The sequence below is a fragment of the Pseudomonas fluorescens genome, assembly GCF_902497775.2.
GTDB classification, from domain to species: Bacteria; Pseudomonadota; Gammaproteobacteria; order Pseudomonadales; family Pseudomonadaceae; genus Aquipseudomonas; species Aquipseudomonas putida_F.
Window position 1 is genome coordinate 3330659 of record NZ_OZ024668.1, and the last position, 22860, is coordinate 3353518.

Annotated in this window: 17 protein-coding genes; 11 read left to right on the top strand and 6 right to left on the bottom strand. The window is 63.2% G+C overall.

Annotated elements, in window-relative coordinates:
* Window positions 1-8: 8 nt before the first annotated feature.
* The 3 genes from F8N82_RS15300 to F8N82_RS15310 all read right to left on the bottom strand — a co-directional run bounded on the left by F8N82_RS15300 (window position 9) and on the right by F8N82_RS15310 (window position 6139).
* Window positions 9-3683 carry a translocation/assembly module TamB domain-containing protein gene (locus F8N82_RS15300; RefSeq protein ID WP_038996062.1) on the bottom strand — a complete coding sequence of 1225 codons (3675 nt, stop codon included), beginning with the start codon at window positions 3681-3683 and terminating at the stop codon, window positions 9-11.
* A complete protein-coding gene (locus F8N82_RS15305; protein ID WP_038996063.1) occupies window positions 3680-5422 on the bottom strand; it encodes an autotransporter assembly complex protein TamA in 1743 nt (580 codons plus the stop codon). The genes F8N82_RS15300 and F8N82_RS15305 overlap by 4 nt, the downstream gene beginning before the upstream one ends.
* Window positions 5423-5488: 66 nt before the next feature.
* Window positions 5489-6139, bottom strand: a complete 651-nt coding sequence (locus tag F8N82_RS15310; RefSeq protein ID WP_038996064.1) for a GNAT family N-acetyltransferase — start codon at window positions 6137-6139, stop codon at window positions 5489-5491.
* Window positions 6140-6301: 162 nt separating this feature from the next.
* On the opposite strand from F8N82_RS15310, the gene xthA reads away from it, so the two are divergent.
* The 3 genes from xthA (at window position 6302) to F8N82_RS15325 (ending at window position 9786) form a co-directional block, all read left to right on the top strand.
* A complete protein-coding gene (gene xthA / locus F8N82_RS15315; protein ID WP_038996065.1) occupies window positions 6302-7114 on the top strand; it encodes an exodeoxyribonuclease III in 813 nt (270 codons plus the stop codon).
* A gap of 167 nt (window positions 7115-7281) precedes the next feature.
* On the top strand, window positions 7282-8598 hold the full coding sequence (locus tag F8N82_RS15320; protein ID WP_038996066.1) for a substrate-binding domain-containing protein: 1317 nt from the start codon (window positions 7282-7284) through the stop codon (window positions 8596-8598).
* Window positions 8599-8763: 165 nt separating this feature from the next.
* Window positions 8764-9786, top strand: a complete 1023-nt coding sequence (locus tag F8N82_RS15325) for a TerC family protein (RefSeq protein WP_038996068.1) — start codon at window positions 8764-8766, stop codon at window positions 9784-9786.
* Here F8N82_RS15325 and F8N82_RS15330 read toward each other — a convergent pair.
* Complete coding sequence (locus F8N82_RS15330; RefSeq protein WP_038996069.1) at window positions 9780-11009, bottom strand: acyl-CoA dehydrogenase; 1230 nt, start codon at window positions 11007-11009, stop codon at window positions 9780-9782. The two genes, F8N82_RS15325 and F8N82_RS15330, sit on opposite strands and share 7 nt — an antisense overlap.
* A 138-nt stretch (window positions 11010-11147) precedes the next feature.
* On the opposite strand from F8N82_RS15330, the gene F8N82_RS15335 reads away from it, so the two are divergent.
* From F8N82_RS15335 to F8N82_RS15345, 3 genes are all read left to right on the top strand, one after another.
* A complete protein-coding gene (locus tag F8N82_RS15335; RefSeq protein WP_038996071.1) occupies window positions 11148-12083 on the top strand; it encodes a LysR family transcriptional regulator in 936 nt (311 codons plus the stop codon).
* A gap of 75 nt (window positions 12084-12158) precedes the next feature.
* Window positions 12159-12560 (top strand): MerR family transcriptional regulator, encoded by a 402-nt coding sequence (locus tag F8N82_RS15340; protein ID WP_038996072.1) that lies wholly within the window; start codon window positions 12159-12161, stop codon window positions 12558-12560.
* A gap of 19 nt (window positions 12561-12579) precedes the next feature.
* A complete protein-coding gene (locus F8N82_RS15345) occupies window positions 12580-13479 on the top strand; it encodes a hydroxymethylglutaryl-CoA lyase (protein ID WP_038996073.1) in 900 nt (299 codons plus the stop codon).
* A gap of 537 nt (window positions 13480-14016) precedes the next feature.
* Here the strand turns inward: F8N82_RS15345 and F8N82_RS15350 are convergent.
* Window positions 14017-14541, bottom strand: coding sequence for an MgtC/SapB family protein (locus F8N82_RS15350; RefSeq protein ID WP_038996074.1), 525 nt, complete (start codon window positions 14539-14541; stop codon window positions 14017-14019).
* A gap of 141 nt (window positions 14542-14682) precedes the next feature.
* On the opposite strand from F8N82_RS15350, the gene F8N82_RS15355 reads away from it, so the two are divergent.
* From F8N82_RS15355 to F8N82_RS15375, 5 genes are all read left to right on the top strand, one after another.
* Window positions 14683-14922, top strand: a complete 240-nt coding sequence (locus tag F8N82_RS15355) for a DUF3203 family protein (RefSeq protein WP_038996075.1) — start codon at window positions 14683-14685, stop codon at window positions 14920-14922.
* Window positions 14923-15043: 121 nt separating this feature from the next.
* Complete coding sequence (ccoG, locus tag F8N82_RS15360) at window positions 15044-16456, top strand: cytochrome c oxidase accessory protein CcoG (protein ID WP_150776958.1); 1413 nt, start codon at window positions 15044-15046, stop codon at window positions 16454-16456.
* A 41-nt stretch (window positions 16457-16497) separates the two neighbouring features.
* Window positions 16498-17907 carry a GntR family transcriptional regulator MpaR gene (mapR, locus tag F8N82_RS15365; RefSeq protein ID WP_038999487.1) on the top strand — a complete coding sequence of 470 codons (1410 nt, stop codon included), beginning with the start codon at window positions 16498-16500 and terminating at the stop codon, window positions 17905-17907.
* A 66-nt stretch (window positions 17908-17973) separates the two neighbouring features.
* Entirely contained in the window at window positions 17974-19911 is a 1938-nt protein-coding gene (locus F8N82_RS15370) for a PoNe immunity protein domain-containing protein (RefSeq protein WP_224793799.1), read from the top strand.
* Window positions 19912-19993: 82 nt separating this feature from the next.
* Window positions 19994-22087 (top strand): hybrid sensor histidine kinase/response regulator, encoded by a 2094-nt coding sequence (locus F8N82_RS15375; RefSeq protein ID WP_038996077.1) that lies wholly within the window; start codon window positions 19994-19996, stop codon window positions 22085-22087.
* On the opposite strand, the gene F8N82_RS15380 is transcribed toward F8N82_RS15375, so the two are convergent.
* Window positions 22088-22834 carry an SDR family oxidoreductase gene (locus F8N82_RS15380; RefSeq protein WP_038996078.1) on the bottom strand — a complete coding sequence of 249 codons (747 nt, stop codon included), beginning with the start codon at window positions 22832-22834 and terminating at the stop codon, window positions 22088-22090.
* Window positions 22835-22860: the final 26 nt, after the last annotated feature.

The following is a 22860-nucleotide window of genomic DNA, read 5'->3' on the forward strand; positions in this document are numbered from 1 at the left end:
GCCCCTCCTTAGAAGTCCCGTTTGTAGAAGATATCCAGGGAGCTGGCCAGGCCACTGGCCGCCTCCAGGTAGACCTTCTTGCTGAGCTTGTAGCGCAAGGCAATGGTGTTGGCCGGCTCGAACACACCCACCCCGTAACGCAGGCTCAAACGCTCGGTCAGGTTACCGCTGGCGACCACGGCAGTGTTGTTGCCGCTGCCCTGGGTGTCGAGCTGGAAGTCATCGATACCCAGGCTCGAGGCCAGGCTGCCGGTAATCCCGGCGCTGCCTGCCAGGCCCAGGCCGAGCGCGGCCTCGGCGAGCATGTTGTTGTCTTCCCCGGTCGTCCCCAGCGGCCGCCCGAGCACCAGATAGGACAGCGCCTGCTCCTGGCTCATGGCCGGCTCCGAGAACACCTGGGTGGTGGGCTGCTCGGCACTGCCGCTCAAGCGGATACCGGCAACTACGTCATCGGTCTTGCGAATCGCCTCGATGTCCAGATAAGGCTGATCGATAGGGCCGGCAAACAGCAAGCGCGCACGGCGGATGGTCAGGCGCTGGCCATAGGCCCGGTAGCGGCCATCGGCCAGGCTCAGTTCGCCACGGGTATCGAGGTTGTCGCCGATATGCACGTGCCCCAACAGGTTGGCGGTCAGGCCAAAGCCACTGAACGAGAGTTTTTCCTGCCCCACCTGCACGTCGATATCCATGGCCATGACCATCGGCGGTTTGCCCTGCTCGGTCTGATGCCCGAGGATCACCGTGTCATCGGAGACCTTGACCGTGGACGGCGGCAGTTCACGCACGGTGATCTTGCCCTTGGGTACCAGCACCTTGCCGGTCACCGCGAGCTTGTCGTTGATCAGGCTGATCTTAAGGTCCGGGGCCACTTCGAGGGCCGCGTAGGGTTCGACGTTGACCGGCAGACGCTGGCCCTGCAGCGCCAGGTTGACGGCCAGGGCCTGGCCCCAACCGATCTGCCCGTTCAGGCTGCCCTGGCCGGACTCACCGCTTTTCCAGCTACCCTTGAGCTGAACCTGCTCGCCGGCGATCAGCGCCTGTACTTGCAGATCCTCCAGGCTGATCGGCAGCTCGGCACCGCTGACTTCACCACGCACAAGGTTCAGGCTGCCATTGACCTGGGGCGCCAGCAGGGTGCCAGACAGGCGCCCGCTGCCATTGAGCTGGCCATTGAGGCGCTCGACCATCGGCGCGAACGGACGGCCGATGGCCAGGTCCAGGCCGGTGAGGCGGAAATCACCGCTCAAAGGTTTGTTTTTTGCCAACGGATCAAGCCGGGTGTTGACCGCCAGCTCGCCGAGTTTGTCGCCCTGAAAATCCAGGCGCGTGTCGATGCGCCGCGGGCCCAGGGTGCTTTGCAGGCGCAGGGTCTGGTAGGGGAAGTCCAGCCACTGATCCTTTTCGCGCACGCGCAAGGTGCCGCCGCTGGCGTCGACGAGGATGGTGCCCTTGGGCCCACTGGCCGGCACGTCGAGGTTGATGTCGGCATTGAGCAGCCCCTGCCAGGCAAAGTCCTTGGGCAGCCACTGCGCCAGGCTTTGCAGCGGGAACTGCTTGAGGTGATAGCGCAGGCGCGGCTCGGGCGCCAGGCGCTGGTCTTCGCCACACAGGCTGGCCTGGCCGGAACGCCAGCAATGGGCGCCGAAATCCACCTGACCGTTGGCCAGGCGCTGCAGTTTCGCCGCAGCCTGCAGTCGCCAGTCCTGGCCGCCTGCCTGGATTTCGCCGCTTGCCAGGCGCCCGCGCCAGTTGCCCTTGTCCAGTTGCCCATCCAGGCCCAGGTCAAGCTTGAGCTGCGGCCCGTCCAGGCCCAGTTGCAGTTTTTGCTGGCGAATATCACCTGCGCCCTTGGCCGTGAGCACGCCGAGGCTGGTATCGCCCAGGCGAATGCTGCCGGCCTGCAGGTCGATGACGGCGCGTTGCGCGTTGTCCAGACGCGCATCCAGGCTCAGGCGCTGCACGCGGTTGTCGGCCTGGGCCAGTTGCTGGCCTTGCAGCACGAAGCTGCCCTGGGGGGCCTGCAAGGTCCCGGCCACCTCCAGGCGGCCTTTGACCTGGCCTTGCAGCTGCGGCCAGAGCTGGCCCAGGCGCGGTAGGTTGATATCGATCTGCCCGGCCAGGCGCTGTTGCAGACTGCCACTACCATTGATCTGGTTGTCGCCCAGGCGGATGTCCAGAGTGCCCAGGGTCCATTGCTGCCCTGCCCCTTGGGCCACTGCTTTAAGCACAGCCGGTTGACCACGCAGGCGGCCCTTGAGGTCAAGGTCGGCATCCAGGCGCAACTCGCCGTTTTTCATTTCGCCCTTGCTGCGCAACGGGCCGGCCAGGGTGCCGGGCAATTCGGCCAGCCAGTACGCCGGGTTCAGCGCCGACAGTTCCAGCGCCGCATCCCAGGCCACGCCATCGGCAAATTGCACGCCGACACTGCCCGCGGCCTTGCCTTGGCCAGCGGTCAATTGAAGCTGTGGCAGGCTGACCTGCTTGAGGTCACCCTTGAACGGGCTGCTGAGGCTGAACGCTCCCGCCGGGCCGTCCAGGTCGCCTTTGAACTCACCCTGGTAGTTGCCATCGCGGTACTGCACCTGGCCAGTGAAACGGCGCAAGGCTACCTCTGGTGCTGGCTCCATTGGATACAGGCGCAACCAGGGGAAGTCCAGCCAGTCGATGTGGGCCTCAGCGCTCAAGCCTTGCTGCCAGTCGGCCTTGGCCTTGAGTTTCAGCGCTTGTTCGGCGCTGGCGCTGAGGTCCAGGGCGCTGAGTTCTGCGCCCTTGGCATCGACCCGGCCTTGCAGGTTGAGCGCCACCGGCCCCTGTTCGGCGGGCAGGCTGGCCGACCCCAGCAGTTGATAGCCGTTTTGCAGGTTGCCCTTGGCGCTCAGGTGCAGCGTGTTCAGTTGCAGGGTGTCGGGCAGCTCGGCCGAGGGTTTGAACGCCTCACTGCTGATCTGCAGTTGCGCTGGCAGATTCTCGGCCAGCGCCTGCAACTCGCCGGTCAGGCGTGCTTGCAGGTAGCCACTGCTGTCTGCGTTGAGCTTGAGGGTTTTCTGCAAGTCTCCGTCCACCTGCAATGCCAGTTGCCAGGGTTGGCCATCGACACTGGGCAACTGCAGTTGCCCTTGGGCCTGCAACGGCCAGTCGGCTTCGGGCTTGAGCAAGCCCTGCAGGTTCAGCTTGAGGTCATCGCGCTGCAGTTGCAGGCTGTCGATCTGCAGGCCGCCCGTGGTCCAGTGCGCGGCCAGTTGCACTTGGCTGAGCTGTTCATTGCCGTCCAGGCGCAAATGGCCGATGCGCACGCTGCCCAGCTCGATGGCCAGCGGCAGCTTGAGTTCGGGCAGTTGCACCGGCCCGCTGTCGGGCTTCGCTTCACCGGGGGCGAAGGCCAGGTTGACCTGGTCGGCTTCCAGGCGCTCGATGCACAGGGTCATGCGCAGCAGGCAGGCCGGCGACCAGGCCAATTGCGGCGCCACCAGCTCGACCCGATCGCCGCCTTGTTCCCAGAGCAAACGCTCGGCTTGCCACTGCCCGGCCAGGCGCCCCTGGAAATTATCCAGCTCAAGCCCGGGTACCAGCCCCAGTGCCCAGCGGCTGCCGGCTTGAGTACCGAGCACCAGGCTGATGCCCAGCACCAGCAGTACCAGCAAGGCCAACAGGCCCAGAACGATGAATTTGATAACGCGACTCACAGTTCCGGCCCCATGGAGAAGTGCAAACGCAAGCCGCCGTCGTCATCCAGCGCACGGGCCAGATCCAGACGCAGCGGCCCGACCGGAGACACCCAGCGCACACCGATACCGACACCGGTCTTGAGGCTGGGAAGCTCCAGATTGTTGAATGAATTGCCCTGGTCGATGAAGGTCGCCACCCGCCACTTCTCGGCGACCGAATACTGGTACTCGGCGCTGGCGGCCACCAGGTAGCGGCCGCCGATGCGATCGCCGTCGGAGTTCTTGGGCGACAGGGTCTGGTAATCGTAACCGCGCACGCTCTGGTCGCCACCGGCGAAAAAGCGCAGCGAGGGTGGAACGGAATTCTTGTAGCTGTTGGTGGCGCTGCCGCCGAACTGCACACGGCCGAGAAAGCGATGGTTCTGGCCCAGGGTGGTCAGGCCCTTGAGCAACACATTGGCGTGCAACAGGTTAGTGTCGGAGACCAGCCCCTCCTTGGCCGCCTGCACATCGAACTGCAGGCGATAGCCATTGTGCGGGTCGATACGGTTGTCGCTGCGCAGGTAGGAATAGCTGATACCTGGCATCAGCAGATTGCTCAGACCCGAATCGTCACCAAGCTTGTATTCTTCGCGCTGGTACTTGAGCGAGATGACCCGCTGCCAGCCGCTGGGCAGCTTGCTGTGCCATTCCGGGCCAACCGTGAGCAGCTTGCTCAAGGTGTCGGTGCCGGCGATTTCTTCGTTCTGGTAGCCACCGGCGAAACGCAGTTTGTCGGTCAGCGGCGGGTCGAGCGGAATGTCGTACCACAGGCCGACGTTCTGCCGCGGCGCCGACAGTTCGGTTTCCCAGCCGTAGCTGTGGCCTTGCGGGTTGACCCAGTGGCGGGTCCAGTTGGCCTTGCCGCGCGGACCGACGTCGGTCGAGAAACCCAGGCCCAGGCCCATGGTCCGAGGCTTGCGGGTGTCGAGCTGAACGGCTACCGGGATGCTCTGTTCGACAGCAGCGGTTGGCGCGGCATCGACCCGTACGCCTTCGAAGTAGCCGCTCGATTGCAGGGCATTGTTGAGCTCGGCGATCAGCTCGGAATCGTAGGGGGTATCGGCCTTGAACGGCACCATGCGTTGCAGCAGGTCTTCATCGAGCGGCGTATCGCCGGCAAAACTGACCTTGCCCAGGCGGTAGCGCGGGCCGCTTTCGTAGATCAGTTCAATGTCGGCGACACCGGCCTGGGGGTCTACCGCCAGGCGCTGGCGAACGAAATGGCCACTGAAAAAACCGTAGCGTGAGGCCTGGTTCTGGATCAGGCGCTTGGCGTCTTCGTAATGGCCATGGTTGAGCACCGCGCCTGAGCGCAGCGCCTTGCTGTCGGGAATACGGAAGGCTTTGAGTTCGCTGGCCGGGCCATCGATACGGATGGTCACATCACGCAGGTGCACCGGCTCGCCTGGATCGATGGTCAATACCAGCTGCGGGCCCTTGTCGGCCTTGGCGGGTGGTTTGACCTCGCTGTCGATCTGCGCCTGGTAATAGCCCAGGGCCTGGGAGGCCTTGTGCGCCTGCTCGACTGCGCCGCGGCTGAAGCGCAGCAGCGCCTCTTCATCGCGTTTACCAAGGCTGCCGATATAGCCTTCGACATTGGCCTTGAGTTCGTTATTGGCAGGTTTGACCCGAACCACCAGCTCGCTTTGCGCATACGCGCCGAAGCTGGCAACCCATAGAATCAAACCGCAGGTGAATCGTCCTGAATACGTCATAGGCGCGGATGCTACCAGAGCTTGGCAGCAGCATGGAGCCCAAGGTTTTCCTCGCTGTTATGCAATTCAGGCCAACGCCTGTTGCGACGACTGCGGATTGGGATGAAAGAACACGTGTTCGCGGACCGGGCCTACAGCGATCTCGCCAATTTCCTGATAGCCCTGACGCTGGTAAAACGCCAGATAGTGCTCATTGCCGGTGTCCAGCACCACGCCCTGAGAATGCTCATCCACGGCGCACCAGTCGTGCACAGCCTGTAACAATTGTTCGCCGTAGTGCTTGCCCTGAAATTGCGGGTGAATCCCCAGCAACGGCAACACATGCACCGCATCACTGGGCAGGCAGGCCATCAGCGCGGCCTGGTAATCCAGGTAGCGGCGGGTGCAGCGAAAGCCGGTGCTGAGCACCATGCGCATGCGCCAGGCCCAGCTTTCGGTAATGCCCAGTCGCCGCTGCGGCGGCGCAATCAGGGCGATGCCGATCAGGCGGTCTTCAACCAGCAGGCCGATGGCGGGCAAATCCTGGAGAAAGTGCTGTTTGACCAGCTCGCGCACGGTAGCGCGAATACGCTGGTCGAACCCCGGGCGCTGGGCTTCGAACAGAAAGGCAAAGGTCGGTTCATGGCGATAGGCGTGATACAGCAGGGAGCGCGCCTCACGGCTGTAGCCGCCATCGAGCAGACGGACTTCAGCCGGTGCGGCAGTCGATTCGGGCATGCTGGCAAACCTCCGGAAATGGGCATTCATTGCCTTTGAGGTGTTCGCGGTGCCAACGTTCACCTCGTGGCACAGGTTAGCAACCTATCGAGTGGCTCGCCATGCTGGCCGCCGCCGCCGATGTCGGCTAGGATCCTGGGTTTTACCAGGATTGTGCTTCCCATGAAGATCGTCTCGTTCAACATCAATGGCCTGCGTGCCCGGCCCCACCAGTTGGCGGCGTTGATCGAAAAGCACCAGCCCGACGTCATCGGCCTGCAGGAAACCAAGGTCAGCGACGAGCAGTTCCCGCTGGCCGAGGTCCAGGCCCTGGGCTACCACGTGCACTTTCATGGCCAGAAAGGCCACTACGGCGTCGCCCTGCTCTCGCGCCAGGCACCGCTGAGCCTGCACAAGGGCTTCAGCACCGATGAAGAAGACGCCCAGCGCCGCTTCATCTGGGGCACCTTCGCCGATGCCAATGGCACGCCGATCACCATCATGAACGGCTACTTCCCTCAGGGCGAAAGCCGCGACCACCCGACCAAGTTCCCGGCCAAGCAGCGCTTCTACAACGACCTGCAGGCACTGCTCGAAACCCAGTTTCAGAACGATCAACCGGTGCTGGTGATGGGCGACGTAAACATCTCGCCGGAGGACTGCGACATCGGCATTGGTGCCGACAATGCCAAACGCTGGCTCAAGACCGGCAAGTGCAGTTTCCTGCCCGAAGAGCGCGAATGGATGGCGCGCCTGAAGAACTGGGGCCTGGTCGACAGCTTCCGCCACCTGCACCCGCAAGTCGCCGACCGGTTCAGCTGGTTCGACTACCGCAGCCGCGGCTTTGAAGATGAGCCCAAGCGCGGCCTGCGCATCGACCTGATCATGGCCTCCCAAGGGCTGCTGCCACGGATCAAGGACGCCGGGGTCGACTATGACCTGCGCGGAATGGAAAAGCCTTCGGACCATGCGCCGATCTGGCTCGAATTGAACTGATAAAAGCTCTCACAGGCTTGGTAGGAGCGGGCTTGCCCCGCAATAGCATTTGTCTGCCACATTGCATCGCGGGGCAAGCCCGCTCCTACCCCCCCAGCCTGTCATCTCCTGGTCACATAGCTGTCTTAATCTCCCGGCACACCCTTTGCCCATGAGTGCCAGACGGCATGTTGCGCCACCTCTCCCTGCTCGTGCTTTGCCTGCTCCCGCTGATTGGCGCCGCTGACCCGCAGGCGCTATTGCGTATCCAGGGTTCCAACACCATCGGCGCCGCGCTGGCGCCGGCGCTGGTCACCGGGTTGCTTGAACAACAAGGCGCCAGCGCCATCAGCATCGTCAATAGCGACGCCGCCAACGAACTCCAGGTGCGCGCCCAGGGCAGCAACGGCCAGGTCTTGCGCATCGATATCGCCGCCCACGGCTCCAGCACCGGCTTCACTGCGCTCAAGTCCGGCCAGGCGGAACTGGCGGCCTCCTCGCGCCCGATCAAAGCGGCTGAGCTGAGCGAGCTGCAAGCCTTGGGCGACCTCAACAGCGCCGCTGCCGAGCAGATCATTGCCCTGGACGGTGTTGCGGTGATCGTCCACCCCGACAACCCGCTACCGCAACTGACCACCACCCAGCTGGCGCAGATTTTCTCCGGACAGATCGAGCATTGGGAACAACTGGGTATCGGTAGCGGGCCCATCACCCTGTACGCCCGCGATGACCGTTCCGGCACCTTCGAAACCTTCAAGGCCCTGGTCCTCGACCCGGCACGGCAACCCCTGGCCGAGAATGCCCGACGTTTCGAGTCGGCCGAGCAACTGGCCAGCCAGGTGCTCGGCGATCGCCAGGCCATCGGCTTCAGCAGCTTGGCCACGGTACATGGCACCAAGGTCGTGGCGATTGCCGACGGTGAGTCCCAGGCCATGCTGCCGACACCTGCGCTGGTGGCCAGCGAAGACTATCCGCTGTCGCGGCGGTTGTTCTTCTATCTGCCGCCCGGCCAGGCCAACCCGCTGGCCCATGCCCTGGTCGAGTTCGCCCAAAGCCCCCAAGGCCAGGCCATCGTTACCCGTAACGGTTTCGTTGGCCAGCAGGTGCAGAGCGTCAAGGTTCAGCCCCGTGCCGACATGCCCCGCCGTTACCTGAGCCTTGCCAATGATGCCCGGCGCCTGTCGGTCAACTTTCGTTTTCAAGAGGGTAACGCCAGCCTCGACAACAAGGCCCTGCGCGATGTGCAGCGGGTCGTCCAGTACCTGCAGGCGCAGCGCAAGCTGGCCAACCGGGTGGTGCTGGTGGGGTTCGGCGATGCCAAGGATGACCCGCAGCGCGCCGCCCTGCTCTCGCGGCTGCGGGCCATGGCGGTGCGCCGGGAGCTGGCCCGTCGCGGTGTCGAATTGCGCGAGATCATCGGCCTGGGCGACGAACTGCCGGTTGCGGCCAACACCGCCGAGCAAGGGCGGATTCGCAATCGCCGGGTCGAGGTGTGGGTTTATTGACTTGCTGCCTGGCAGCCTGGGCAAACAATTGTTACAGCCTCGATTGGGCGCCCTCCCTACCCAGGTCTAGGCTTGTCCCTAGTGACGCCGGGCCCCTCTGACGGCTGCCAAGCCGCCATGTCGGAGTCACTGTTGCTCAGCAACGTCGACATCAAGGAGGGGCTCATGGCAGCTCTACAGGTATTTCTCGACAACGACTTTCTCGGCACCAGCCTGTGGTTCTGGCTGGCCTTTCTCGGCATCGTCCTGACCCTGCTGGTGCTGGACCTGGGCGTGTTGCACCGCAAACTGCACGAAATCGAAATGCGCGAAAGCCTGCTGCTGTATGGCGGCTATTTCAGCGTCGGGGTGCTGTTCGGCGTGTGGGTGTGGTTTGAGCTGGGCGCGCAGAAAGCCCTGGAGTTCTACACCGGTTTTCTCATCGAGCAGTCGTTGTCGATGGACAACGTATTCGTCATGGCGATGATCTTCAGTTTCTTCGCCATCCCCCGCCGCTATCAGCACCGGGTGCTGTTCTGGGGAATCCTCGGGGTGGTGGTGCTGCGGGCGATCATGATCGGCCTGGGCAGCGCGCTGGTGCAGGAGTTCGACTGGATCCTCTATGTGTTCGGCGCCTTCCTGCTGTTCACCGGGATTAAGATGCTGTTCTCCAGCGAAGAATCCCACCCGGACCTGGCCAACAATCCGGTACTGAAATTCGTCCGGCGCCACCTGCGGGTGACCGACGAGCTGCATGGCCCGCGCTTTTTCGTGCACATCACCCCAGCCGGGCAAAGCAAGGCCCTGCGCTATGCCACGCCGCTGTTCCTGGCCCTGGTGCTGATCGAGCTGGCCGACCTGGTGTTCGCCGTCGACAGCGTGCCGGCGATCTTTGCCATTACCCAGGATCCGTTCATTGTCTACACCTCGAACATCTTCGCGATTCTCGGGTTACGGGCGTTGTACTTTGCCCTGGCGGCGCTGATGCACCGCTTTATCTACCTCAAGTACGCCTTGGCGCTGGTGCTGGTGTTTATCGGCGGCAAGATCTTCTACCACGGCCTGATCGGTGCCGTGCCGCCGATGCTGTCGCTGGGCGTGACCGTTGCCCTGCTCAGCGCTGGAGTGTTGTTTTCGTTGTTCTCGACCCGTTCGCAGAGCAAGCCCGCCGCTGAAAAAAAGGCGGGCTTGCGCGGCAAACATCAATGACCGCTACGGAGCATTTCCTTGGGCACGTACTTGCCGATTTCGTACTTGCCAATTGCCGCGCGGTGCACTTCGTCCGGGCCGTCGGCCAGGCGCAGGGTGCGCTGCATGGCGTACATGTAGGCCAGCGGGAAGTCGCCCGAGACGCCAGCGCCACCGTGAATCTGGATCGCCCGGTCGATGACCTTGAGAGCCACGTTCGGTGCAACCACCTTGATCTGGGCGATTTCGCTGCGGGCGACCTTGTTGCCGACGGTGTCCATCATGTAGGCGGCCTTGAGGGTCAGCAGCCGGGCCATGTCGATTTCCATCCGCGAGTCGGCAATCTTGTCGACGTTGCCACCCAGGCGCGCCAATGGCCGGCCGAAAGCGGTACGCTCCACCGAGCGTTTGCACATCAGCTCAAGTGCTCGCTCGGCCATGCCGATCGAGCGCATGCAGTGGTGGATACGCCCCGGGCCAAGGCGTCCCTGGGCGATCTCGAAACCGCGGCCCTCACCAAGCAGCACGTTCTCGTATGGTACGCGCACGTTCTCGAACAGCACTTCGGCGTGGCCATGGGGGGCGTCGTCGTAGCCGAACACCGGCAGCGGGCGTACGATCTTCACCCCGGGGGTGTCGGTGGGTACCAGGATCATCGAATGCTGCTGGTGCCGCGGGCCATCCGGGTTGCTCAGGCCCATGAAGATCATGATCTTGCAGCGTGGATCGCAAGCACCGGAGGTCCACCATTTGCGCCCGTTGATCACCCACTCGTCACCGTCACGCACGGCGCGGGCAGCCATGTTGGTGGCGTCGGACGAGGCCACGTCCGGCTCGGTCATGGCGAACGCCGAGCGGATGTCGCCGCGCAGCAGCGGTTCGAGCCACTGGCGTTTCTGTTGTTCGTTGGCGTAACGCACCAGCACTTCCATGTTGCCGGTGTCCGGCGCCGAGCAGTTGAACGGCTCGGGGCCCAGCAACGAGCGGCCCATGATCTCGGCCAGGGGCGCATACTCAAGGTTGGTCAGGCCCGCGCCCAGTTCCGACTCAGGCAGGAACAGGTTCCACAAGCCCTCGGCCCTGGCCTTGGCCTTGAGCTCTTCCATGATCGCGGTCGGCTGCCAGCGATCACCTTCGGCGACCTGGCGCTCGAACACCGCTTCAGCGGGATAGACATAGGCATCCATGAACGCCGTGACACGTTCGCGCAGCGCCTGGACCTTGGGTGAATAGGCGAAATCCATGGGCAGTACCTTCAGTGGAAAAGGGATCTGATATCGATCCTAGATCAGCCAGCAAAATCCACCTAGTCTATTCTCGGCGTGTATAAACATTCATAACCGATATATGATCGACGAATAACACCAACTAGAGCAGCGCCCATGAACCTGAGCAAGGTCGACCTGAATCTGTTCATCGTCTTCGATGCCATCTACACCGAAGCCAACCTGACCCGGGCCGGGCAGATCGTCGGCATTACCCAGCCAGCGGTGTCCAACGCCCTGGCGCGCCTGCGCGAAACCTTCAACGATCCACTGTTCGTGCGCACCGCCCAGGGCATGGTGCCCACACCCATGGCGCAGAACATCATCGGCCCGGTGCGCAATGCCCTCTCGCTGCTGCGTGTGTCGGTGCAAGAGAGCCGCATCTTCAACCCGCTGCAGGCCAACAAGACCTTTCGCATCAGCATGACCGACCTCACCGAGGCGGTGATCTTGCCGCCACTGTTCCAGCGCCTGCGGCGCCTGGCCCCGGCGGTGGTGATCGAGAGCTTTTTGTGCAAACGCCGGGAAACCACCAAGGAACTGGCCGCCGGGCGCCTGGATTTTGCCGTCGATGCGCCGCTCAACACCGACCCGCAGGTGCGCCACGTCAAGCTGATGCAGGACCGCTACGTCTGCGCCATGCGCCAGGGGCATCCGCTGTTCAAGGACAAACTCAGCCTGGACGACTACCTGGGCATGACCCACATCCATATCTCCAGCCGCCGCAATGGCCTGGGTTATGTCGACCTGGCCCTGGGCAAGATGGGCGTGCAGCGCAAGATCGCCCTGCGCTCCCAGCATTACCTGATGGCCTCGCAAGTGCTGCAACAGACCGACATGGTCATGACCGTGCCGGAGCGTTTCGCCCGCCGCCACCAGCTCAACCATGTCAGCCTGCCGGTGGACGTGCCGCCGCTGGAAACCCACCTGTACTGGCACGAAAGCACCGACCAGGACCCGGCCAACCGCTGGATGCGCGAGCAGATCATCGAGCTGTGCCAGGGCGTGGTTGCCCAGGATGACCGGGCGGCCAAGGCTGAGGTCCCGCGATGACCCCGCCAATCCTTGCTTGACGTAAACGTCAACCTGCAATTAGCTTAGCTCCATGCCCTTTTACCGAGCCAAGCAATGAGCAGCCAGACCTACAGCATCTCCGACCTGTCCCGCGAGCTGGACATCACCACCCGGGCCATTCGCTTCTATGAAGAACAGGGCCTGCTCAGCCCGGAGCGCCGTGGCCTGGAGCGGGTCTATTCGGCCCGCGACAAGGTCAGCCTGAAACTCATTCTGCGCGGCAAGCGCATCGGTTTTTCCCTGGCCGAGTGCCGAGAGCTGATCGAACTCTACGACCCTTCCAGCGGCAACCTGAAGCAACTGCACAGCATGCTGGCGAAGATCGCCGAGCGCCGGGCCCAGCTTGAACAGCAGTTGCTCGACATCCAGCAGATGCAACTGGAGCTGGACACCGCCCAAGAGCGCTGCGAGCAAGCCCTGGCCGCCACCCTGAACAACCAGAAAAACAGCCATTGAGCCCTGAGGAACCCTGCCCATGTCATTGCCTGAAAAAGTTCGCCTGGTCGAAGTCGGCCCGCGCGACGGCCTGCAGAACGAAGCCCAGCCCATCAGCGTGGCCGACAAGGTACGACTGGTCGATGACCTGAGCGACGCAGGCTTGTCCTATATAGAGGTGGGCAGCTTCGTTTCACCCAAGTGGGTGCCCCAGATGGCCGGCTCCGCCGAAGTGTTTGCCAATATCCAGCAACACAGTGGGGTGACCTACGCCGCGCTGGCGCCGAACCTGCGTGGTTTCGAAGATGCGCTGGCGGCCGGGGTCAAGGAGGTGGCGGTGTTCGCCGCAGCCTCCGAAGCGTTCTCCCAGCGCAATATCAACTGCTCGATCAGCGACAGCCTGCAGCGCTTCGTGCCGATCATGGAAGCGGCGCGCCAGCATGGGGTGCGGGTGCGCGGCTATGTGTCCTGCGTCCTGGGCTGCCCCTATGAAGGCATGATCAGTGCCGAACAGGTCGCCCCGGTGGCCCGCGAGCTGCACGACATGGGCTGTTATGAAGTGTCGCTGGGCGACACCATCGGCACCGGCACCCCCGGGGCGACCCGGCGCCTGTTCGAGGTGGTCGGCGCCCAGGTTCCCCGGGCCCAACTGGCCGGTCACTTCCATGACACCTACGGCCAGGCCCTGGCCAATGTCTATGCCAGCCTGCTCGAAGGTATCAGTGTGTTCGACAGCTCTGTTGCGGGCCTTGGCGGCTGCCCCTATGCCAAGGGCGCCAGCGGTAACGTTGCCAGCGAAGACGTGTTGTACATGCTCCAGGGCCTGGGGATCGACACCGGTATCGACCTGGAACGCTTGATTGCCGCGGGCTTGCGTATCAGTGAAGTGCTCGGCCGCGCCAGTGGCTCGCGGGTGGCACGCGCCCGTCACGCACAATAAACACACGCGGTAACAGCCGGATCAGCGTCCGGGTGTTACCGCCCCCGCACTTTCCAGGGAAATTCCGGGTAACACGGAAACAAATCGACAGAATTCCCCGGCCTGTTTTTTTCATAAAACCTGCAAACTATTGATTTTATTGGGTTTTAAAAAGTTGGCACGGCACCTGCTATATCTCAGGTACAAGAACAATAAAAAGTGCGACACACCCAATAAAAATAAGACGAAACGACTCTGACATAACAAGAACAACACGACAGAGGCGCAGCTAACAGATTTTTTTGGAGAGGATGTGCTTTCCAGGGGCTTGCCCCGCAACCGGACACAGAACAATAAAACTACCCCAAGGTAGCGCAAGTCACGGTTGGATCAGCAATGATGAAGGTAGATCAGCGCTCAAAAAAATACGTTTGCTCTTGATCCCGGATGGGGATCGCCAGTGATACAGAGGCAACGGTCGCCAAAAACAACAATAGGCCGCCCTCCAATAACAAAAAAAGAGCACGCAACAATCTTTGAGGGGAGCTTAGGCTCCCCTCAGTGCTTCCCGCCCTCCCCGTTTTCATCCTCGTTGTCCTTCTCGAAGCGGTTCACCACCAGCGGCATCACACCCAACACCAACAACGCCAGCACGGTGCTGATCACTGCCGTGGCTTCACGGCCCATGCCCGCCGCCACGCCGATCGCCGCCGTCATCCACAAGCCCGCTGCCGTGGTCAGGCCTTTGACATGCCCGGCATCCTGGTCGTGGCCCTTGAGAATGGTACCGGCACCGAGAAAACCGATCCCCGCGACGATACCCTGTACCACCCGGCTCAGCGCCGCGTCGTCGGCCCCGGCCATGCGCGGTACCAGCACAAACAACGCCGCGCCCAGGGCCACCAGCATATGGGTACGCACCCCGGCGGCCTTGCCCTTGAGCTCGCGCTCAAAACCGAGGATGGCGCCAAGCAGTGCCGCCATAATCAGACGCACCGTGACCTGGGTAAGCTGTTTGGCATCGGTGATGTCGGCAAACTCCGCCACCAGGGTAATCCAGACTTGATGCCACCAGGCGTCCATGGGCTGTGTCCATGCAGAAGGGTTAATCGATGGACAACGGCGTAGACGGCAAGTGCGCCGCCGACCGCTGATCGGTTGCCGCCAGTATCCGCCGCGCTCGTGTGGTCCCAAGCATAGGACCCCAGCAACGAGGACACGGCCATGCCTATCGAAATTGACGAGAGCAACCAACGCTGCACCCTGATCAGCGACAACATGCATATCCAGGGCGAAGCCAAGGATGTCGAAGTCGTCACTGATGCCGACCTGCGCATGTCCGTCGCAGTGCTCAACGGCGAGCGCGTGCCGATCACCGAACAAGAGGCAGACGCCCTCACTGTAGCGGGTGCGGTGGATGGTCGCAGGCATCTCAAAGCATCCGAGCCAGGCTCGGTAATCTGAGGCCTGCAGGGTTTCAGCGGGAAATCTGATACGGTTTTTATCCAGATACCTGAGCCTGTTATGCAAACAGATGGGGCGCCATAGTGCTCTGGCCTGATCGAGGCCTGATGAGCGACGAACCATGAGCGATAGAATCCCCGTCCAGATCGTTGAAATTGCTGAGCCTTCCACCTTCAAGAAGAAGCCTGCCAGCAGCGACCGACAGATCCACACCCGCAGCTTCACCGGCTTGTTTCGCAACCTGCGCCTGGCTGGCGCGGGTTTTCTGTTTTTGCTGTTCTTCGGCACCGTCTGGTTGAACTGGGGCGGTCGTCAGGCCGTGCTTTGGGACTTGGCCGACAGCAAATTCCACATCTTCGGCGCCACCTTCTGGCCGCAGGATTTCATCCTGCTCTCGGCGCTGCTGATCATCTGCGCCTTCGGCCTGTTTGCCATCACCGTGTTCGCCGGCCGGGTGTGGTGTGGCTATACCTGCCCACAGAGCTCCTGGACCTGGATCTTCATGTGGTGCGAAAAGATCACCGAAGGCGAGCGCAACCAGCGCATCAAGCTGGATGCCGCGCCCTGGAGCCTGAACAAACTGGCCCGGCGCTCGGCCAAGCACACCCTGTGGCTGGGCATCAGCTTGCTGACCGGGCTGACTTTCGTCGGTTACTTCACGCCGATCCGTCCGCTGGCCGAAGAACTGTTCACCCTGCAACTGGGCGGTGTCAGCCTGTTCTGGATTTTGTTCTTCACCGGCGCCACCTACATCAACGCCGGCTGGCTGCGCGAAGCGGTGTGCATGCACATGTGCCCGTACGCGCGGTTCCAGAGCGTGATGTTCGACAAAGACACCCTGACCGTCGCCTACGACCCGGCCCGGGGCGAATCCCGCGGCCCGCGTAAAAAGGAAGTCGACCACAAGGCCAAGGGCCTGGGCGATTGCATCGATTGCCACATGTGCGTGCAGGTCTGCCCCACCGGCATCGACATCCGCGATGGCCTGCAGATGGAGTGCATCGGTTGCGCCGCCTGTATCGACGCCTGTGACTCGATCATGGACAAGATGGGCTACGCCCGCGGCCTGGTCGGCTACAAGTCCGAACACACCCTGCAAGGCGGTACCACCAACTGGCTACGGCCGCGCCTGCTCGGTTACGTCACCGCCCTGGTGGTGATGATCGGCGCCCTGGTCATCGCCCTGCAGCAACGGCCGATGGTGTCGATGGACGTGATCAAGGACCGCGGCCTGTTCCGCGAGAACAATGCCGGGCAGATCGAAAACATCTACACCCTCAAGGTCATCAACAAGACCCAGCAACCCCAGCACTATCGCCTGCGCCTGCTCGATGCCGACGGTTTCGAACTGCACGGCAAGACCGAGTTCAGCCTGGCGGCCGGGGAAATGAGCGACTTGCCAGTGTCAGTGGCGATGTTGGCCGAGCGCCCGCAAAGCAGCTCCCAGGACATCAGCTTCGAACTGCTCGACACCGACGAGCCGGGCGTGCGCAGCGTCGCCCATAGCCGTTTTGTCGCGCCTTTGAACCGCTGATCCCATACACTGCCCGAGCATCCGAAACCCTTCGAGCCATGATGAAACGCTACGAGAAATTCGCCGACGACATTGCCGAACTGATTCGCTCCGGGGTCCTGGGTCCCGGCCAGCGCGTACCGTCGGTGCGCTATGCCAGCCAGACCCACGGCGTCAGCCCGTCCACGGTGTTCCAGGCCTACTACCTGCTGGAGCGCCGCGGGCTGATCCGCGCGCGGCCGCGCTCGGGCTACTTCGTCAACGCCCACGCGCCGCGCCAGTTCAGCGAGCCGCAGATCATCGAGCAGGCCAGCGAATCCACCGAGGTGGATGTCAGCGAACTGGTGTTCTCGATCCTCGACTCGATCAAGGACCCGCAAACCGTGGCCTTCGGCTCGGCCTTCCCCAGCCCCAGCCTGTTCCCGCTGCCGCGCCTGGCCCGCTCCATGGCCAGCGCCAGCCGCGAGATGGACCCACGGATGGTGGTCACCGACCTGTCGCCGGGCAACCCGCAGTTGCGCCGCCAGATTGCCCTGCGCTACATGGTCGGCGGCCTGATGCTGCCCATGGAAGAGCTGCTGATCACCAACGGCGCGCTGGAGGCCCTGAACCTGTGCCTGCAGGCGGTGACCGAGCCCGGTGACCTGGTGGCGATCGAAGCGCCGGCGTTTTATGCCTGCCTGCAGATTCTTGAGCGGCTCAAGCTCAAGGCGGTGGAAATCCCCGTGCACCCGCGTGAAGGCATCGACCTCGGGGTGCTGGCCCAGACCCTGGCCAAACACCCGGTCAAGGCCGTGTGGTGCATGACCAACTTCCAGAACCCGGTGGGCGCAAGCATGCCGGAGGAAAAGAAACAGCAACTGGTTGAACTGTTGCGCGAGCATCAGGTGCCGTTGATCGAAGACGACGTCTACGCCGAGCTGTACTACGCCCAGCAGGCGCCGAAACCGGCCAAGGCCTTCGACACCGACGGCCTGGTGATGCACTGCGGCTCGTTCGCCAAGAGCCTGGCCCCCGGCTACCGCATCGGCTGGGTGGCGGCTGGACGCTATGCGCAGAAGATCGAACGGCTCAAGCTGATGACCTCGCTGTGCGCCTCGATGCCGGCGCAGGCGGCGATTGCCGACTACCTGCAACATGGCGGCTACGACCGTCATTTGCGCAAGCTGCGCTACGCCCTGGAAGAGCAACAGGCGGCGATGCTTGCGGCGATTGCCCGTTATTTTCCAGCGCAAACCCGCGTCAGTCACCCTGACGGCGGCTACTTCCTGTGGCTGGAGCTGCCCGAACAGATGGACTCGCTCAAACTGTTCCAGATGGCCTTGGCCCAGGGCATCAGCATCGCCCCGGGGCCGATCTTTTCGCCGACCCGGCGCTTTCGCAACTGCATCCGCCTCAACTACGGCAGCCCCTGGACCGAGCAATCGGAAAAGGCCATGGAAACCCTGGGCAAGATCGTCCGCTCGTTCTGAGCCACGGTTGAACTTCGAGCGCGCTTGCTGCACCCTGCGCGCTCGGATTTCCCAGGGATGGATGGCATGCACAAGCGACAGCATTTTCTTACGCCACAACGCTACGAGCGTTTCCTCGAACACGACCAAGAGAGCCGTGCATTCCTGCGCAACAATCGACTGCAAGCCGACTCCGACGAACAGGAAGCGGTATTCAGCGGCAAGAGCCTGAAGGAACTGGCGCTGGACAAGCTGCTGATCAGCTATACCGCCGGCGTCGACATTGATGCCCTGCCCGCCGTGCTCGAGACGCTGATCGTCGAGTACGAGCAACTGCAACACAAGATGGCCGTGTACGCCGAGGACCCAGACGTCGCCCCGCTGAATCTGGGTGATACCGAAGAGCACCACGAATGCATGCAGGTCATCAGCCTGTGCATCCTGCTCGGCCGCCACGACCTGCTCGAACGCTTCGTCGCCCTGATGGACAACGGCGGCTACGCCGAACAAGACACCCTCTATGAAGACCTGCTGAGCCGGGTACTGCCCGACCGCTACGACGTCGATGAGTGGTACCAGGATTACGCCACGCCGCTGGTGCAAACCATTTATGCCGCCAGCCCCGAGCAAGCGGCCAGCCGCCTGCAGGGCTACTGCGAGCAATGGTACGACCACTTCCTGCACGCCAGCTGGTACGACACCCATGGCGACGATGTAAGCGGCTACGTTGGCTACTGGTCGTTCGAGGCCGCAGCCGTGGCCCTGTTGTATGGCATTGATACCCGCGCACTGTTGCACGTGATCTTCCCCCATGACTTGCTCGAGCACGCCCGCAACCTGCCTGCGTACCAGGCCATTCGCTGGGAGTGCCTGGGCGAAGGTGAAGACGAGCAGGAAGAGGAAGATGAGGTTATCGACGAAGAGGACGAAGAGGACAGCGACGAAGACTTCGCCTACGACATCAAGGCTGCCGGCGTGACCCTGTCCGATGCCATCGACGCCGGCAGCATCCCGCACCTGGCCCAGGCCCTGAGCGCCTACGACACCGTCGAGGCGATCCTGGCCCTGAACCTGGCGGCCGATCAGCAGGAGGAAGACGACGCCTTCTTCGACCTCGCCCTGGCCCTGCTCGGCTGGGTCCCAGGCCCCGGCCACGGCCTCAAGCGAGTACTGCGCCTGGTCAATCGCGACCCGCAAAAGCACGCCGAACAGCTTTATGACCTGCTGCGCCATGTACTGCTCAACTGCAAGCTCAAGACCAGCCCGGATGCCCTGCTCGAAGAAAGCCTGAACGCCGAGCTGCTGCGTACCGAGCTTGCGCAGATCATCACCGCGGTACGTGCCAGTGCGACCTTCCTGGCCCTCGACGAGCAACGCCAGGCCCTGGTGCTGAGCGACCTGGAACAGGCCGGCGAGCACCTCGATGATCTGCTCGAACGCATCGACGAACGCCTGATGCCCTGGCTTGCGGTGCAACGCAACAGCTCTGGCGAGGCCTCGGGCAGCAGCCAGCGCATCCCGGCGCAAACCAGCAAACCGCAGTCGCGGCGGGTCGACAGCTTGCGCGAGCACGGCACGCTCAGTACCCATCCGGCGGCCAGCGATGGCGGCAAACTCAGCCGGGAGCAGATCAACCCGGCGGCCACCAGCAACTGGCTGGAGCTGAGCCTTGACGACGGCAAGCTGGGCGGGGTTCCCGGCGCGGCCTACAAGGTGATCTTCGCCGACGGCAGCGTTGCTGAAGGCTATTTGAACAACCTCGGCCATATCCGCCTTGAAGGCGTACCCTTCGGCCCGGCCAAGGTGTACTACGGTGAAGACCCACGCCCCTACCAGCGCCAGCCGATCAAGGCGCTGGACAGCAGCGTGACGCTGATCGACCGAGACTTGCGCAGCCTGGGTTTCATCCCCGGGAAACTCGACCGGGACGACCTGTATGCCGAAACCACCGGGCGGATTGCCCCCTACTGCGAACTGAACGCCCTGTGGTGGGAATGGGCCAGCGCTCGCTACCACGGCCATTGAAGCATTCGACCTGAGGCCGCGCAGTTGTTGAGTGCTGCGCGGAGCGCTACATTTGCCAGAGTCCCCAGGTCGGAACACGCGCATGCCGTCGAGCGAACTGCAGTCCCTGCGTCAGCAACTTGAGCAGTTGAAGCAGCAAAACAACCTGCTCAAAGCCCGGCTCGCCAAGCGCAACGGCGCGGCCCCCGTACCTGCCGAGCAAGCCGAGGCCGATACCCAGCAGCGCTACCGCTTTCTGTTCGAGGCCATGGACGAAGGTTTTTGCATCATCGAGTTCTTCGACGGCCCCCATGGCCCGCTCAGCGACTACGTCCACATCGAAGCCAACGCCGCCTACGCCATGCATGCCGGTATCGACAATGTGGTCGGGCAGAAGCTGCGGGAGATGGTGCCCGAGGAGGCCGACGGCTGGATTGCCCGTTACGGTGCGGTGCTGCACAGCGGCAATCCGATCCGCTTTGAGCAAGAACTGGTGGCCACCGGCCGCCACCTGGATATCTGCGCGTTTCGCATGGAGCCGGCCGGCCGCAAGCAGGTCGCGGTGCTGTTCCAGGATGTAACTGCGCGCAAGCGCGCCGAATTCGCCCTCAAGCGGCTCAACCAGGAGCTGGAACAACGGGTTGCCCAGGCGATGGCAGAACGCAAGATCCTCACCGATGTGGTCGAAGCCACCCTGGCACAGATCCAGGTGGTGGATCTGGACATGCGTTGGCTGGCAATCAACCGCGCTGCCCGCGACGAGTTCCAGCGGATTTTCGGCCTGACGCCGAGCGTCGGCGACAGCCTGCCCACAAAGATGGCCAAGCATCCCGATGACTGCGCCCGCGGCCTGCTGCTATGGACACGGGCGCTCACAGGTGAAGCGTTCGTCGAGATTGCCGAGTTTGGCGCAGGCGACCAGCACCACCATTACGAACTGCGCTTCAGCCCGCTGCATGACGGGCACGGGCAACTGATCGGTGCTTACCTGTTCGCCTACGACATCAGCGAGCGGGTCCGCGAGCAAAAACGCCTGCGCAAGACCGAAGAAGCCCTGCGCCAGGCGCAGAAAATGGAAGCGGTGGGCCAGCTCACCGGTGGTATCGCCCATGACTTCAACAACCTGCTGACCGGGATCAGCGGCTCCCTGGAGCTGTCGCGCAACCTGCTCGGACGCGGCCGCCATGAACAAATCGCCCCCTACCTGCGCACCGCCCAGGACGTGTGCAACCGCGCCGCGTCCCTGGTCCATCGGCTGCTGGCGTTTTCCCGGCGTCAGACCCTGGAACCGCGCACCATCGACGTCAACCGCCTGGTCAGCGGCATGAGCGAACTGATCCGCCGCAGCGTCGGCCCGCACATCGAGACCGAGGTGTTTACCGCCAACGCGACCTGCCGGGCCAGCATCGATTCATCGCAACTGGAAAACGCCCTGCTCAACCTCTGCATCAACGCCCGTGACGCCATGCCGGCCGGTGGCCGGATCACCATCGAAACCCGTCATCTGCAGGCCGATGAGCAGGTCGCCGCGCACCTGGACCTCAAGCCCGGTGACTACCTGGCCCTGAGCGTCAGCGATAACGGCAGCGGCATGCCGCCGCAGGTGCTGGCGCGTGCCTTCGACCCGTTCTTTACCACCAAGCCGATGGGCCAGGGCACGGGCCTGGGGCTGTCGATGGTCTATGGTTTCGTGCGCCAGTCCGGTGGCCAGGTACGGGTGTATTCGGAGCCGGGCCAGGGCACCAGCGTGCACCTGTACCTGCCGCGTCTGGACAACGCCAGCCTGCCGCCCAGCGGGTCGCAGCCAACGGCCCACACCCGGCGTGAACTGCGCGACATGACGGTGATGCTGGTCGATGACGAAGCGACCATTCGCATGCTGGTCGGTGAGGTGCTCAGCGACCTGGGTTACGCCAAGCTCGAATTCGGCGACGGCCACAGCGCCCTGGCGGCCCTGCAAAGTGGCGCGACCGTCGACCTGTTGATCAGCGATGTCGGCATGCCCGGCGGCATGAACGGCCAGCAACTGGTAGCCGCCGCCCGTCAATTGCGGCCCGGATTGAAAGTGCTGTTCATCACCGGTTACGCCGAGCAGGCGGTGCTCGGCACTGGGGTGTTCGAGCCTACTACGCGGGTGCTGACCAAGCCGTTCAGCCTCGATAACCTGGCCCAGCGTATCGAGGAAATGATCGGCTGATCAGCGCCCGCCGCCCAGATCGAGGAAGCTGCCAGTGGCATAAGAGGCTTGGTCCGAGAGCAACCAGATGATCGCCTCGGCCACTTCCTCTGCCTGCCCACCGCGGCCCATGGGGATGCCCGGCTCAAGCTTGCTGACCCGCTGCGGGTCACCGCTGAGGGCGTGGAAGTCGGTGAAGATGTAACCCGGGCGCACGGCATTGACCCGCACCCCTTCACCGGCCACTTCCTTGGCCAGGCCCACGGTGAAGGTATCCAGCGCGCCTTTGGAGGCAGCGTAGTCGACGTATTCGTTGGGCGAACCCAGCCGCGCCGCCACCGACGAGACGTTGACGATGCTGCCGCCCTGCCCGCCATGGCGGGTCGACATGCGTTGCAGCGCATGCTTGGCGCACAGCATCGGCCCGACCACGTTGGTCTTCATCAGCTTGAGCAGGCGAAACTCCGACACCTCCTCGACCCGGCTCTGATGGCCGATGGTACCGGCATTGTTGACCAGCGCGGTGACCGGGCCCAGCTCGGCATCGACGCGCTGGAACAGCTGGATGATCTCATCCTCGACACTGACGTCGGCCTTGACCGCAATGGCCTCGGCGCCCAGCTCGCGAACCTCGGCCAGCACCCGCTGGGCAGCCTCGTCGTCACGCAGGTAGTTGATGCAGATACGGTAACCGGCACGTGCGGCCAGGCGTGCGGTGGCGGCGCCAATACCGCGACTGGCGCCGGTGATCACGATAACCTTGTCCATGGATACTCCTTGGCCCCAATGACGTT